Genomic DNA, 13,692 nt, shown 5'->3' on the forward strand with positions numbered 1-13,692 from the left:
AATGGCTGAGTTGAAGGATCTTCCCCTGCGCGAAGAATTGCGCGGCTCCAGTGCCTATGGAGCCCCGCAGCTGACGGTGACCAACCAGCTCAACACCAACGAGAACCCCTACCCGCCGTCGGAGGCGCTGGTCAAGGACATCGTGGCGGCCGTCGAAAAGCACGCCCGAGAGCTCAACCGCTATCCAGAGCGCGACGCCGTCGAACTGCGCACGGCGCTGGCGGGGTATGTCAGTGAGCAGACCGGCGTGAATGTCAGCGTGGACAACGTGTGGGCGGCCAATGGTTCCAACGAGGTGCTGCAGCAGCTGCTCCAAGCCTTCGGAGGGCCGGGGCGCAGCGCGCTGGGATTTACCCCGAGCTATTCCATGCACCCCATCCTGTGCGCGGGCACCCAAACCGAATTCATCTCCTGCCCGCGGAACGAGGATTTCCGCATTGCGGAAAAGGAGGCGCTGGAGGCCGTCGCCAAGCACCGCCCCGACGTTGTCTTTATTACCACCCCGAACAATCCCACCGGTGACGTCACCCCGATCGACCTAGTGGAGAAGATCGTGCAGGCCGCGCCGGGCATCGTCATCGTGGACGAGGCCTACATGGAGTTCTCGCCTTCACCTTCTGCCACCACGCTGCTGGGGAAGTATCCGACCAAGCTCGTGGTCTCGCGCACGATGTCCAAGGCCTTCGATTTCGCCGGCGGACGCTTGGGCTACTTCGTGGCCGATCCGGCTTTCGTGGAAGCCGTCATGCTTGTCCGCCTGCCCTATCACCTCTCTGTCCTCTCCCAGATCGCGGCCACTGTGGCTCTGGCACACAAGGAGGAGACCTTGGGCACCGTGGCGAAGCTGTCGGCGGAGCGGGACCGGGTTGTCGCACGGCTCCAAGAGCTCGGGTATTACGTCGTGCCGAGCGAATCCAACTTCGTGTCCTTCGGACGCTTTGCCGATCAGCATGCGGTGTGGCAGGGGTTCCTGGACCGCGATGTCTTGATCCGAGATAACGGTGTACCGGGTCTCTTGCGCGCCACGATTGGCCTGCCTGAAGAGAATGATGCCTTCCTTTCTGCCGCAGAGCACTTGGCAGATACAGTAGAGATGATTAACTGAGCCCCACCTATGGGGCACGACTTGAAGGAGGAGCGTGGGGACGATGAGCGCTGATGAAGCTGCACGCCACGACCGCGGCGACCGCATTGGCCGCGCCGAGCGCATTACTGGGGAGACAAAGGTCTCTGTAGAAATCAACCTCGATGGCACCGGCCAAGCGGATATTTCGACGGGCCTGCCGTTCTTTGACCACATGCTGAATGCTGTGTGCACCCACGGCTCCTTCGACCTTCGCGTCCACGCCGACGGCGATATCGACATCGATGCCCACCACACCGTCGAAGACACCGCGATTGTTCTCGGCCGTGCCTTCCTGGAAGCACTGGGGGATAAGTCCGGTATCCGCCGTTTCGGGTCCCAGCTGCTGCCCATGGATGAGACGCTGGTGGAGGCCGTCGTCGACATTTCTGGGCGCCCCTACTTCGTGATGAATGGCGAACCGGAAAACATGGAGTGGCAGGTCATCGGAGGGCACTACGCCACGGTGATCAACCGTCACTTTTTCGAAACCTTTGCCACGCACTCGGCGACGACTCTGCATGTCAACGTGCGGTACGGCCGCGATCCACACCACATCACGGAGGCTGAGTACAAGGCGGTGGCCCGTGCCCTGCGTCAGGCTACTGAGCGGGATCCGCGCATGACCGGAGTTCCTTCGACGAAGGGAGCTCTCTAAGCCGTTATGAACGTGTTGGTTCTCATTCTCTTTCTGGTCACCGGTTTGCTCGTCGGCGGCGCGTGGGCGGCGTATCAGAATGGCTCGGTGCTGATGACCGTGGTCGCGGGTGCGCTCGCGGCGGTCTCCGCGATCGCGGCGCTGGCCTGGATGCTTGACATCTTCTCAGCGGGGGTGGCAGCGAAGTGACGGAAAAGACCCCTCAGAGCGTATGGAAGGTCGCCGGCTTTAAGGAAACCATGATCGCGGTGGTTTCCGCCTTCGGTGCCTGGTCGGTCCTGCTTCCAGTGGTGCCCCTGGCCGTGCTGGACTCCGGTGGCTCCGCCACGTTGGCTGGCGCCACCACCGGCGTGTTCATGTTGGCGACGGTGCTTACCCAGATGGCGACTCCGATGCTGCTGCGCATCTTTGGCTATCGCCCCATCATGGCGGCCTCAGCACTGTTGTTGGGACTGCCGGCGTTGGGACACATGCTGGGCGATGCCGCCCCGATCGCCCTGGGATTCTCCGCCCTGCGCGGCATCGGCTTCGGCGCTCTCACAGTGGCGGAGAACGCTCTCATCGCAGAAATTACGCCGCGGCGTTTGCTGGGCAAGGCCACCGGTATCTTCGGTTTGTTCATCGGTGCAGCCCAGATGGCGTTCTTGCCTTTGGGGCTCGCAGTGGCTTCAGCCTTTAACTACAACACGGTGTATCTCCTAGCCGCTGGCCTTGGCCTGCTGGGATTCTTTACCTGCATTTTGGTACCGCAAATCAAGGCAGCTCCAGTGGGGTTGCCGGACCCAACGGATACCACTCCGCGGGCACCAATGTGGAAGCTTGTGCTCGTCCCAGCGCTCGCTCTGACCAGTTTCTCCGTGAGCTACGGCGTCGCCTCCAATTTCATTTCCCCGGCGGTGCGCGAGCTGGATCCTGAGCGTGGCGCTGTCCTGGGTGGCCTCATGCTGTCCGTGATCGGTGGCGCGGCCATGATTTCACGCTATGTCGCCGGTGTCGTGGCGGACCGCGTGGGCCAGCCAGGCACGTTGATGATTCCAGCCCAGGCTTTCTCAGTCTTTGGTGTGGGTCTAATCGCCGCCGTGCTGTGGCAAGAATGGTCAGTATGGCTGCTCGTCTTCGGCACGGTCATCTATGGTGCGGGTTTCGGCATCGTCCAGAACGAGGCCTTGTTGTCGATGTTCGACCGTCTCCCTCGCGAGCGCCTGTCCGAAGGTTCTGCGGTGTGGAATATCTTCTACGACGGTGGAACTGGACTTGGTTCGACGGTTCTCGGCGCCGTCGTGGCTATGTCCGGATACGATGGCGCCTTCGCGGCTGGTGCCGCCATCATTGCGGTTGGCCTGCTCATGTCCGTGGCTGACCGCGCTTTGGGCAAGACCCGTGTGAGCGAGCTGAATGATATTCAGACTCGCCTGCGCATGATTAGAAGGCCGAGGAGGCCCGGAAAGGAGCCACGATGAGCTCATACGACGTAGTAGTCCTGGATTATGGTGCTGGCAATGTCCGGTCGGCAGTGCGCGCGCTGGAGCGGGTCGGCGCTACCGTGACGGTCACCGCGGACCCCAAGACCGCCGTGGAGGCCGATGGCCTCCTAGTCCCCGGCGTGGGCGCCTTCGCTGCCTGCATGGAGGGGCTGCGCGCCGCGCAGGGACCACGGATTATCGGCCAACGCTTGGCTGGCGGGCGCCCCGTCCTGGGAATCTGTGTGGGTATGCAGATTCTTTTTGAGTCAGGCACTGAACACGGCGTGCACACCGAAGGTTGCGGCGAGTGGCCCGGGGAGGTCACCCGCTTGCAGGCTCCCGTCCTCCCCCACATGGGATGGAACACCGTGGAGCTTCCCAGCGGTAGCTGCATGTTTGAAGGCGTGAGCGCGGATGACCGCTTCTATTTCGTGCACTCCTATGCCGCGCGCAGCTGGGAGCTCGAGACCGAGATTACTGAGCCACCGAAGGTGGCGTGGTCTGAGTATGGCGGTGACCGCTTTGTCGCCGCGGTAGAAAACGGTGCGTTGTGGGCCACTCAGTTCCATCCGGAGAAATCGGGTGATGTGGGCTCGCAGCTGCTAAAGAACTGGATTGGAACGCTTTAAAGAGCCCGCGTGAAAGGTAGACTACCCACCATGAGCTTTACACTGTTGCCCGCGGTTGACGTCGTTGATGGTCAGGCAGTACGCCTCGACCAAGGAAAAGCAGGAACCGAAAAGTCCTATGGATCGCCGCGGGAGGCCGCCCTCAAATGGCAGGCCCAAGGCGCGCAGTGGTTGCACGCGGTGGATTTGGACGCCGCCTTCGGTCGTGGCTCCAATCACGAGCTGCTCGCTGAAATTACGACGAGCGTGGACCTAGACGTGGAATTGACCGGAGGCATCCGGGACGACGATTCCTTGGCGCGCGCACTGGCCACTGGTGCCCGCCGCGTCAATATTGGAACCGCGGCGCTGGAAAACCCAGAATGGATTGCCAAGGTCCTCGCAGAGCATGGCGATCGCATCGCAGTGGACCTCGCCGTCCGGATGGTGGATGGTGAGTGGCGCACACGCGGTCACGGCTGGGTATCCGATGGCGGAGACCTCTGGGAGGTGCTCGAGCGCCTTGACGCAGCTGGCTGCACCCGTTTCGTGGTGACGGATGTGTCGAAGGATGGCACGCTCCAGGGGCCCAATATCGAGCTGCTGCGTGAGGTGGCGGCCGCCACGGACGCCAAGGTGACTGCTTCCGGCGGCATTTCCACTCTCGACGATCTGCGCGAGTTGGCTCTTTACGAGAACGAGGGGATCGATTCCGCCATCATCGGTAAAGCACTCTACGAAGAGCGCTTCACCTTGGAGGAGGCTCTTGCAGCCGTTGCGGAGGTTACCCCGCTGCCGGGAGAGGAATACATCGACCCGATCGAGGAGAAGTAGGCCTATGGCCCCGATGACAGGAACTTCAGCGTCGGATCCGCGCGAACTTGTTGCCTTTGCGGAAGCCGCGGTGGACCAGGTTGATGATCTCTTCCGCAGGGGCCTCGGCGCGGCACCCGCGCGGTTCAAAGGCGAAGGAGACTTTGCTACCGAGGTGGATCTGCTCATCGAACAGCAGTTGCGCCAGACATTGGGCCAGCTCACCGGCATTCCGGTGTTCGGTGAAGAGTCCGGTGGCAACTTGGAGGAGACGGTGTGGGTTGTGGATCCGGTAGACGGAACCGCGAACTACTCGGCTGGGAATCCGTGCTGCGGCATTCTTGTTTCGCTCCTGCACGATGCAAAGCCGGTCGTCGCCGTCGCCGACTTTCCATTGTTGAACCGCCGTGTTGTTGCGGCGCAAGGGATGCCGCTGCGTACGACCGGCGGCCCGGCGACCGGGTTCGGGGGAGGAGAGGAGGCTCTCGGATTCGACGAAGCGCGCGGACACGTGGGCTGCTCCTCGCACCTGCCCACGAGCCTATTCAACGACCTACGGGAGACCGGGTTGCGGCCCCGCATGACTGGGTCGGTGGGGCTGGACAACGCTTTTGTCGCTCAGGGCGTGTTCGACGGTGCAGTGAATTTCTCGCCGCACCCGTGGGATAACGCGGCGGGCGCGCTCATCATTAAGGCTGCCGGTGGCCGTGTGAGCGACCCCGAGGGCAATGAGTGGACTGCACACTCGAAGGGTTTCGTGGGCGGGACCCCGCAGGTGCATGCCACGATTTTGGAGGCCATTGCTCGAAATCCGCGTGGGGACCGCTAAATAGGCCCCGTCCCGGGGCTGAAACCGGTGCTCAGCACTGGCGCTGAATCCCGGACTTATTCTTTAACGTTTTACCGTTTTCCTACTATGTTCATCACCGTTCGGTGGTCCCGAGTGGACTGCTGTTTATCTCACCTTTAGCTATGAGGAGGATTGTCACCATGGCGCTTGCCGTGCGCGTGATCCCGTGTCTGGACGTTGATAATGGCCGCGTGGTCAAAGGCGTCAACTTTGAAAACCTGCGTGATGCCGGCGACCCAGTGGAGCTGGCCGCTCGCTATGGTCAGCTGGGCGCTGATGAGCTGACATTCTTGGATGTCTCCGCGTCCAAGGACGGCCGCGGCACCATGCTCGACGTCGTTCGCCGCACGGCGGATCAGGTGTTCATCCCACTAACCGTCGGCGGCGGCGTGCGGTCGGTGGAGGACGTTCGTGAGCTATTGCGGGCTGGTGCCGATAAGGTGTCCGTTAATTCTTCCGCCATTGCGCGCCCCGAGTTGTTGCGAGAGCTCGCGGATGTGTTTGGTTCTCAGTGCATCGTGTTGTCCGTCGATGCTCGCCGTGCGGCGGGCTTTCCCAGCAGATTTGAGGTCACCACGCATGGCGGCACACGCTCCGCGGGGATCGACGCTGTGGAATGGGCCAAGCGCGGCGAGGAATTGGGGGTCGGCGAGATTCTGCTGAACTCCATGGATGGTGACGGAACCAAGGCAGGCTTCGACCTCGAATTGATTGAGGCCGTGCGTGCAGCGGTTTCGGTGCCGATCATCGCCTCGGGTGGGGCCGGGAAGGCCGAGCACTTTCCACCGGCTATCGACGCTGGAGCGGATGCCGTGCTCGCGGCTAGTATCTTCCACTTCGGCGAGGTGGAGATTTCCGAGGTCAAGCAGGCATTAGCTGCTGCAGGAAAGGAGGTCCGTCAATGACAGAGGACAGCACTAACTCCGCCAGCACCACGAACGTCGGGGACTATGAGCTGAGCGACGACATTGCCCTGCAGCTCAAGCGCAATGAGGCGGGCCTAGTCCCGGCTATCGTGCAGTCGGAACGAGGTGAGGTACTCATGCTGGCGTGGATGGATGACCACGCGCTGGCTTACACGCTGGCGACGCGCCGCGGGACCTACTACTCACGCTCGCGTCAAGAGTATTGGATTAAAGGGCTGACGTCCGGCAATACCCAAGAGGTAGTGGGTGCGCGCCTAGATTGCGATGGTGACACCATTTTGCTCACCGTGCGTCAGCGCGGCGGGGCATGCCATACCGGCGACCGCACCTGTTTCGACGCTCGAAACCTCTTTGGGGAGGAAGATCATGGCTAAGCGCGGCGGACCCGTACTGATGTTGGTCGGCGCCATCTTGTTGTGGCTATCCTCCCGCATGACGTGGGTGAAGGCGGCGGTCGAAGACGATAAGGCCGGATCGAGCGTGGTGGAGCTATCCGGCTCCTTATGGTCCCTTGAGCTCATCGCGCTGAGCGTGGTGGTCCTGGCCGGTGGCGTGGCTGCCTTCGCTCTCGGGCGGACTGGCCGGCGCATCGTCTCCGTCATCACCGCCCTCGCCGCTGCGGCTGCGGGATGGCGTCCGGTGGCGCTGTTGACCGCCGGCCCCGAGGCGGAGCGTGCCCAGGAGCTTCTGCAAGGCGGGACCAACGATACCTCTGTGGATACGACGACTATTTCCGATTGGGCCGTCGTCCTCACCGCGGACGCGTCGACTGCGGGCCCAGTTCTCGCTCTCGTCGGCGCCGCCCTGGCGCTCTTTGGGGCGGTGCTGGTGGCGAGCAACCCGGGTGCCGATAAACCCCGCACAGCCAAATACGAAACCCCGGCGGTACGGCAGGAGCGCCTGCAGGAAGAACTCGAAACCTCCCAAGATTCCGGCCGCGTGATGTGGGACGCGCTGGATGCTGATATTGATCCCACAGATCCCCGCTCCTCCTAAACACACGCGCCGCGACGGCGAGCATAGTGACGGAGAGCCTGGTGAGAAAGGCCCTGTTGCGGGGAACGGGTGCCCCGGATTTCTAGTTAGAGGTGAGGGCGCGCTAGCCTAAATGTGATCTCGAACGCCCCTGTTTCTTTCTTTGAGTCTCCTTCGGGGAAGGGAGGTGGAATCATGCCTACCCCGATCGCCGTCGATCATCTCGTGGCCGGAGTGCTGGCTGATGTAGCCGCGCGGGAGGCCCGTGTCCCGTTCAAGGAAATTAAAGCAAGGTCCCGCGACATGGACGCTCCGCGCGATGCCGCGAAAGCTCTGCTGCGCCCGGGATGCTCTATCATCACCGAAATCAAGCGCGCCGTGCCCTATGGCGGTGAAATTGCCCACTTGGATAGCCCGAAGTCGGTGGCAGAACTGGCACATAGCCTGGAGGAAGCAGGGGTTCATGTGATGGCCTGTCAGACAGATCGTCGCCGCTTCCACGGGTCACTCGAGGACATGCGGGTCGCCCGCGCGGCCGTCGACTTACCGATGCTGTGCCGCGACACCATCGTTGATCCCTATCAGATTCATGAGGCGCGTTGTTATGGGGCAGACGCGATTCCCTTGCAGGTGGAGCTGCTCAGCCAAGCTCGCCTCGAGTCACTTCTCGACCGCGTGGAATCCCTCGGGATGACCGCCATCCTGGAAGTCCGCACCTGTGCCGAGGTGGATCGCGTTATCAAGGCAGGGGGAACTGTCGTGGCGATCAACGCGTGGTCATTGGCCTCCGATGCTATTAATCGGGAGGCCTTTTCTGCTATTTCGCCCGGTCTTCCTGAGAGCATCACTCGCATCGCGGTGGGCGGTGTTAATAACCCGCGCAACGTGCTGTCTTATGCCTCGCAAGGTGCTGATGCCATCCTCGTTGGTGAGTCCATCATGGCTGCCCAGGACCCGATGACCTTGGCCCGTTCCTTGGTGGCCGCAGGCCAACATCCTGCGTGCCCTTCGCGTAGAAGCTAAGCGCGTTGTAGCGGCCGTCATTTTCAGGCACACTGTTTCCCGTGCAGATTTACAACCTCGCCAATATTCCTTCCCCGCCACAAGGCGTGTGGCATCTCGGCCCGGTCCCGATTCGTGCTTATGCCATGTGCATCATCGTCGGCATTCTCGTCGCGATGTGGATGACGCTGCGCCGTTATACCGCTCGCGGAGGCAACCCTGACGTGGTGTGGGATGCTGCCCTAGTGGTGATCCCGGCCGGCATCATTGGCGGGCGCCTCTATCACGTGATTACGGATTACGATAAGTACTTTTGCTCCACGTGTGATCCGATCGATGCAGTGAAAATCACCAACGGGGGGCTCGGTATATGGGGAGCGGTCGCGCTGGGCGCGGTGGCACTGTGGATCATGTTCAAGATTAAGGGTATTCCGTTGGGGCCCTTTGCTGATGCCGTCGCCCCAGGGCTTATCCTGGCCCAGGCCATCGGCCGCTTGGGCAATTGGTTTAACCAGGAACTGTATGGCCGTGAGACCACTGTCCCGTGGGCCCTCGACATCTACTACCGAGTTAATGAAAGCGGCGAGTATGCGCCCATCAGCGGCCGCTCGACTGGGGAAGTAGTGGCCTCTGTGCATCCGGCCTTTCTCTATGAGCTTGTGTGGAACGTGGCGGTATGTGTGTTCCTGCTTTGGGCGCATAAGGCGTTCAAGCTTGGCCATGGTCGTGTCTTCGCGCTGTATGTTGCGGGGTACACCGCGGGCCGCTTCGTCGTGGAAAACATGCGTGCGGACGATGCCACGCACATCTTCGGACTCCGGGTCAACGTCATCGTTTCCGTGGTCTGCTTTGTCGTGGCGCTCATCGTGTACTTCCGACTGCCGCGCGGGCAGGAGTCGCCGGAGGAAGTCGATCCCACCCGCGCCACGGAGACTGCGGTGGGCAGCGCTGCCGAGGGTAGCGCCGGTGAGTCTAAAGGGTGACGATGCGGGTAGTGCCCACCGGATATAGGCCCGGAGATTCTGTGGAGTAGCCGGGATCACACGTGGCTTTTGCGGTGCCTAACACGGCAACCTAAAGACCGGTGCGGCGGAACTGAAATGCCCGGATGCGCCCGGTTATTCCCGTTTGTAGCTGCAATACGGGTGTCGCGTTTTCCGCTTGGAATACCGGCGTTACGGGTCGAAAACCCGGCATGAGCTTCGTTCGTGGTGGCCGAGACCAGTAAACGGGGGTAGTTTAGGAACCGTTAGAAACTCCCGATGTGAATAAGGCACTCCATGTTGGATAGAAGAACCAAAATCGTTTGTACGTTGGGTCCTGCAGTCGCAAGCAAGGAAGGAATTCTTGGGCTTGTTGAAGCAGGCATGAACGTGGCGCGTCTGAACATGTCCCACGGCGAGCATGCGGACCACGAGGCGAACTACCGCTGGGTCCGCGAGGCCACCGATGAGACCGGCCACGCAGTCGGCGTCTTGGCGGACCTGCAAGGCCCGAAGATTCGCCTAGGCCGTTTCGTCAACGGTGAAGAGATGTGGAAGGACGGCGAAATCGTCCGCATCACCGTTGATGACGTCGAAGGCACACACGACCGCGTGTCCACCACCTACAAGAACCTGGCACAGGACGCGAAGCCGGGTGACCGCCTGCTGATCGACGATGGCAAGGTCGCCGTCGTGTGCAAGGAAGTCGACGGCAACGACGTTGTCTGCGAGGTTACCGAGGGCGGACCGGTCTCGAATAACAAGGGCGTGTCCCTGCCGGGAATGGACATTTCTGTTCCGGCGCTGTCGGAAAAGGACATCGCAGATCTTCGCTTCGCCTTGAAGCTCGGCGTAGACATGGTCGCCTTGTCCTTCGTGCGCTCCCCGGCTGACGTGGACAAGGTCCACGAGATCATGGATGAGGAAGGCCGCCGCGTTCCGGTCATCGCCAAGCTCGAGAAGCCGGAGGCAGTCGACGCCCTCGAGTCCATCGTCCTAGCCTTCGATGCGATCATGATCGCCCGCGGTGACCTCGGCGTCGAGGTTCCGCTGGAACAGGTTCCGCTGTTCCAGAAGCGCGCTATCCAGATCGCTCGTGAGAATGCCAAGCCGGTGATCGTGGCAACGCAGATGCTCGATTCCATGATCTCCAACCTGCGCCCGACTCGTGCGGAGGCCTCCGACGTTGCCAACGCAGTGCTCGATGGCGCCGATGCGGTCATGCTCTCCGGTGAGACCTCCGTCGGCATCGACCCCCACAATGTTGTGCGCACGATGTCCCGGATCGTGATGAATGCTGAGCAGGGCGGCCAGGTTCCTCCGCTGACGCACGTCCCGCGCACCAAGCGTGGTGTTGTGTCTTACTCCGCACGCGATATTGCTGAGCGCCTTAACGCGAAGGCTATCGTGGCCTTTACGACGTCCGGTGATACCGCTAAGCGCGTGGCTCGTCTGCACTCCCCGTTGCCGCTTTTGGCCTTTACCCCGCACCCGGCGGTACGCTCGCAGTTGGCTTTGACGTGGGGCGCGGAGACCTTCCTGAGTGACGCGGTTGAGTCCACCGATGACATGATGGCCGCCATCGATGGGGCGCTGCTGGGGATGGATAAGTACAAGGAGGGCGATATGATCATCGTCATCGCCGGTACCCCTCCTGGAATCTCCGGTAACACGAATATGATTCAGGTCCACGAACTGGGCCAGACCCTGCGCGATAAGTAATACTGTCGCAGATAAGCAGACAGCGCCGCCTCACCCCGGTTGCTTCCTTACCCACTAAGTGGGAAGGAGGAACGGTGGTGAGGCGGCGCTTTGTCTGTGAGGAAAGCCCGTCGGGGGTTAATAGGCAACAGTGCGTCTATAAACCCCTTTTTTGTCTAGACGTTTTTGTCTAGACGTTGGAAATGGGGGTCGGGGCCAGCTTCCACACCTCGTTGGCATAGTCAGCGATGGTGCGGTCGGAAGAGAAGCGGCCAGAGTAGCAGATGTTGAGCCAAGCCTTCTTGGCCCATGCCATCTCGTCAGCGTCATAGTCGGCAGCCATGCGGTCACGGGTCTCGCGGTAGTCTGCGAAATCTCCGAGGACGTAGTAGGTGTCCTGAGCGTGCTCACCAAAGCCATCGAGCAGTGAGGAGCGCAGATCCCCAAACATCCCGGCATTTTCAGAGCCCAACGTGCCATCGGTAAAGGCATCGAGGACGCGGGACAGGCCCGGAACAGTGTTGTAGAGCTCGCCCGGGTTGTACTCGGCGCGAAGCTGCGGGATCTCCTCGTTGCGGGCGCCGAAGATGTAGGCATTCTCTTCGCCCACTGCCTCGACGATCTCGACGTTGGCGCCATCCATCGTGCCCAGGGTCAGTGCACCGTTCATCATGAACTTCATGTTGGAGGTGCCGGAGGCTTCCTTGCCGGCCACGGAGATCTGCTCGGAGACATCGGCGGCAGGGATGATGTGCTCGGCAGGGGAGACGTTGTAGTTCTCCACAAAGACCACGTTGAGCACGTCCTTAGTGGCCGGGTCGTTGTTGACCAAGTCACCGATGGTGTTGATGAGCTTGATGATGGCCTTTGCGCGAACGTAGCCCGGGGCGGCCTTCGCGCCGAAAATGAAGGTGCGCTTCGGAACGGTTTCGCCGTCGACCTTGATACGGAAGTACAGGTCCAGAATGTACAGAGCGTTCATCAGCTGGCGCTTGTACTCGTGCAGGCGCTTGATCTGGACGTCGAAGATCGAATCCGGATCCACCGTGGCGCCTTGGTGTGCTTCGATCCATGCGGCAAAGTCCTGCTTGTTAGCGCGCTTGATGTTGATGAGCTGGCGCAGCACCTTCTCGTCCTCGGCCAAGGAATCCAGTTTGGCCAGCTCAGTCAGATCGGTGACCCAGGCATCGGAACCAGCCTGCTCAGTGAGCAGGTCGGACAGGCGCGGGTTGCACATGCGCAGCCAGCGGCGCGGGGTGACGCCGTTGGTCTTGTTGTTGAACTTCTCCGGCCACAGTTCGTACCACTCAGACAGCGTGTCTGCCTTGATGATCTCGGTGTGCAGCGCCGCCACGCCGTTGATGGAGTAAGCGGCGTAGCAAGCAATCCATGCCATGTGGACGTGACCGTCGGACACCGGGGCCATGTAATCGATGCGGCCCTGGTCGAGGCCACGCTGGGCCATGTCCTCGCGGAAACGGCGGTCAATCTCTTCCACGAGCTCCCAGATGCGCCAGAAGAGCTTCTGGAAGATGGAGATCTCCCAGCTTTCCAGGGCCTCTGCCAGCACCGTGTGGTTGGTGTAGGCAAAGGTCTCGGTGACGACCTTCCATGCCTCGTCCCAGCCCATTCCGTGTTCGTCGAGAAGCAGGCGGAGCAACTCTGGAATGGCCAGCACGGGGTGGGTGTCATTGAGCTGGATGCAGTTGTACTCAGCGAAGCCGGTGAGGTCCTCGCCGTGGTGCTCGATGTAGTTGTCGATCATCTGCTGCAGCGAAGCCGATACGAAGAAGTACTGCTGACGAACGCGCAGAACCTTGCCCTCGTAGGTGGTGTCGTTGGGGTAGAGCACGCGGCAGATGTCCATGACGCGCTCGCGCTCCACGATGGCCTCGGTGAAGCGCTGCGAGTTGAAGGCGTCGTAATCGAACTCATCGATGGGTTCGGACTTCCACAAGCGCAGCGTGCCCACGTTGTCGGTTCCATAGCCGGTAATCGGCATGTCATAGGGGATAGCGCGGACATCCATGTCATCGAAATGGACCAGGCGCTGCTCGGAGGTGCGGCGAATGATGAAGTCATAGCCATTCTCCATCCACGCATCCGGCTCTTCGCGCTGGAAGCCGTTGTCAAAGGACTGACGGAACAGGCCGTAGCGGTAGAGCAGACCGTAGCCGGTGACGGGGAAGTCTTGGGTGACAGCGGAGTCGAGGAAGCAGGCAGCCAGGCGGCCCAAACCGCCGTTTCCTAGCGCGGCATCGTGCTCGGCCTCGAGGACATCGACCAATTCGTGGCCGGTGGCCTGGGTGGCGGCGCGGGCCTCGTCGACGAGGCCGATGTTGGTGAGGTTGTTGAGCAGGGCTCGACCCTGCAGGAATTCAGCCGAGAAGTAGTGCTGCTGGCGGGTGGCGGCGTAGGCGCTGCGGGTGGCTTCCCAGTTGTCCGCAATCTGCTCCATTACCGAGGAGGACAGGCCGGACCAGAACTTGCGGTTGGTGGCAGCGGTGGGGGAGACGCCGGCGGCGGCGCGGACGTGTCCGGGAACTGCGGTCTGAAAATCGGAGTGCTGGGGTTGACTCATGAGAATCCT

Annotated in this window: 14 protein-coding genes; 13 read left to right on the plus strand and 1 reads right to left on the minus strand. The window is 61.5% G+C overall.

What is annotated here, in order from left to right:
* Position 1: 1 nt before the first annotated feature.
* From QKE52_RS00750 to pyk, 13 genes are all read left to right on the plus strand, one after another.
* Positions 2 to 1,105 (plus strand): histidinol-phosphate transaminase, encoded by a 1,104-nt coding sequence (locus QKE52_RS00750; protein WP_293775144.1) that lies wholly within the window; start codon positions 2 to 4, stop codon positions 1,103 to 1,105.
* 43 nt (positions 1,106 to 1,148) lie between these two features.
* On the plus strand, positions 1,149 to 1,781 hold the full coding sequence (hisB, locus tag QKE52_RS00755; protein WP_293775142.1) for an imidazoleglycerol-phosphate dehydratase HisB: 633 nt from the start codon (positions 1,149 to 1,151) through the stop codon (positions 1,779 to 1,781).
* A 6-nt stretch (positions 1,782 to 1,787) separates the two neighbouring features.
* Complete coding sequence (locus QKE52_RS00760; RefSeq protein WP_046648003.1) at positions 1,788 to 1,970, plus strand: hypothetical protein; 183 nt, start codon at positions 1,788 to 1,790, stop codon at positions 1,968 to 1,970.
* Between the two features lie 50 nt (positions 1,971 to 2,020).
* Entirely contained in the window at positions 2,021 to 3,241 is a 1,221-nt protein-coding gene (locus tag QKE52_RS00765) for an MFS transporter (protein ID WP_049155324.1), read from the plus strand.
* Positions 3,238 to 3,873 (plus strand): imidazole glycerol phosphate synthase subunit HisH, encoded by a 636-nt coding sequence (hisH, locus tag QKE52_RS00770; protein WP_070512539.1) that lies wholly within the window; start codon positions 3,238 to 3,240, stop codon positions 3,871 to 3,873. The genes QKE52_RS00765 and hisH overlap by 4 nt, the downstream gene beginning before the upstream one ends.
* Positions 3,874 to 3,903: 30 nt before the next feature.
* Entirely contained in the window at positions 3,904 to 4,686 is a 783-nt protein-coding gene (priA, locus tag QKE52_RS00775) for a bifunctional 1-(5-phosphoribosyl)-5-((5-phosphoribosylamino)methylideneamino)imidazole-4-carboxamide isomerase/phosphoribosylanthranilate isomerase PriA (protein WP_347947852.1), read from the plus strand.
* A gap of 4 nt (positions 4,687 to 4,690) precedes the next feature.
* Positions 4,691 to 5,494, plus strand: a complete 804-nt coding sequence (locus QKE52_RS00780) for an inositol monophosphatase (RefSeq protein WP_070512542.1) — start codon at positions 4,691 to 4,693, stop codon at positions 5,492 to 5,494.
* A 161-nt stretch (positions 5,495 to 5,655) separates the two neighbouring features.
* Positions 5,656 to 6,420, plus strand: a complete 765-nt coding sequence (hisF, locus tag QKE52_RS00785) for an imidazole glycerol phosphate synthase subunit HisF (RefSeq protein WP_070512547.1) — start codon at positions 5,656 to 5,658, stop codon at positions 6,418 to 6,420.
* Positions 6,417 to 6,815, plus strand: coding sequence for a phosphoribosyl-AMP cyclohydrolase (hisI, locus tag QKE52_RS00790; protein ID WP_070682077.1), 399 nt, complete (start codon positions 6,417 to 6,419; stop codon positions 6,813 to 6,815). Before hisF ends, hisI begins: the two co-directional genes overlap by 4 nt.
* Positions 6,808 to 7,437 carry a TIGR02234 family membrane protein gene (locus QKE52_RS00795; RefSeq protein WP_102233607.1) on the plus strand — a complete coding sequence of 210 codons (630 nt, stop codon included), beginning with the start codon at positions 6,808 to 6,810 and terminating at the stop codon, positions 7,435 to 7,437. Before hisI ends, QKE52_RS00795 begins: the two co-directional genes overlap by 8 nt.
* Positions 7,438 to 7,611: 174 nt before the next feature.
* Positions 7,612 to 8,439, plus strand: a complete 828-nt coding sequence (locus QKE52_RS00800) for an indole-3-glycerol phosphate synthase TrpC (protein ID WP_070682071.1) — start codon at positions 7,612 to 7,614, stop codon at positions 8,437 to 8,439.
* A 41-nt stretch (positions 8,440 to 8,480) separates the two neighbouring features.
* Positions 8,481 to 9,401, plus strand: a complete 921-nt coding sequence (gene lgt, locus QKE52_RS00805) for a prolipoprotein diacylglyceryl transferase (RefSeq protein ID WP_175973208.1) — start codon at positions 8,481 to 8,483, stop codon at positions 9,399 to 9,401.
* 300 nt (positions 9,402 to 9,701) lie between these two features.
* Positions 9,702 to 11,123 (plus strand): pyruvate kinase, encoded by a 1,422-nt coding sequence (gene pyk, locus QKE52_RS00810; protein WP_070512713.1) that lies wholly within the window; start codon positions 9,702 to 9,704, stop codon positions 11,121 to 11,123.
* A gap of 169 nt (positions 11,124 to 11,292) precedes the next feature.
* On the opposite strand, the gene QKE52_RS00815 is transcribed toward pyk, so the two are convergent.
* Positions 11,293 to 13,683, minus strand: coding sequence for a glycogen/starch/alpha-glucan phosphorylase (locus tag QKE52_RS00815; protein WP_175973206.1), 2,391 nt, complete (start codon positions 13,681 to 13,683; stop codon positions 11,293 to 11,295).
* Positions 13,684 to 13,692: the final 9 nt, after the last annotated feature.

The organism is Corynebacterium sp. c25Ua_47 (assembly GCF_039907205.1).
Classification (GTDB): Bacteria; Actinomycetota; Actinomycetes; order Mycobacteriales; family Mycobacteriaceae; genus Corynebacterium; species Corynebacterium hiratae.

Excerpts from the sequence above, each read along its gene's own strand:
- QKE52_RS00750 (WP_293775144.1), top strand. The coding sequence starts at position 2 with ATGGCTGAGTTGAAGGATCTTCCCCTGCGCGAAGAATTGCGCGGCTCC.
- hisB (WP_293775142.1), top strand. The coding sequence starts at position 1,149 with ATGAGCGCTGATGAAGCTGCACGCCACGACCGCGGCGACCGCATTGGC.
- QKE52_RS00760 (WP_046648003.1), top strand. The coding sequence starts at position 1,788 with ATGAACGTGTTGGTTCTCATTCTCTTTCTGGTCACCGGTTTGCTCGTC.
- QKE52_RS00765 (WP_049155324.1), top strand. The coding sequence starts at position 2,021 with ATGATCGCGGTGGTTTCCGCCTTCGGTGCCTGGTCGGTCCTGCTTCCA.
- hisH (WP_070512539.1), top strand. The coding sequence starts at position 3,238 with ATGAGCTCATACGACGTAGTAGTCCTGGATTATGGTGCTGGCAATGTC.
- priA (WP_347947852.1), top strand. The coding sequence starts at position 3,904 with ATGAGCTTTACACTGTTGCCCGCGGTTGACGTCGTTGATGGTCAGGCA.
- QKE52_RS00780 (WP_070512542.1), top strand. The coding sequence starts at position 4,691 with ATGGCCCCGATGACAGGAACTTCAGCGTCGGATCCGCGCGAACTTGTT.
- hisF (WP_070512547.1), top strand. The coding sequence starts at position 5,656 with ATGGCGCTTGCCGTGCGCGTGATCCCGTGTCTGGACGTTGATAATGGC.
- hisI (WP_070682077.1), top strand. The coding sequence starts at position 6,417 with ATGACAGAGGACAGCACTAACTCCGCCAGCACCACGAACGTCGGGGAC.
- QKE52_RS00795 (WP_102233607.1), top strand. The coding sequence starts at position 6,808 with ATGGCTAAGCGCGGCGGACCCGTACTGATGTTGGTCGGCGCCATCTTG.
- QKE52_RS00800 (WP_070682071.1), top strand. The coding sequence starts at position 7,612 with ATGCCTACCCCGATCGCCGTCGATCATCTCGTGGCCGGAGTGCTGGCT.
- QKE52_RS00815 (WP_175973206.1), bottom strand. The coding sequence starts at position 13,683 with ATGAGTCAACCCCAGCACTCCGATTTTCAGACCGCAGTTCCCGGACAC.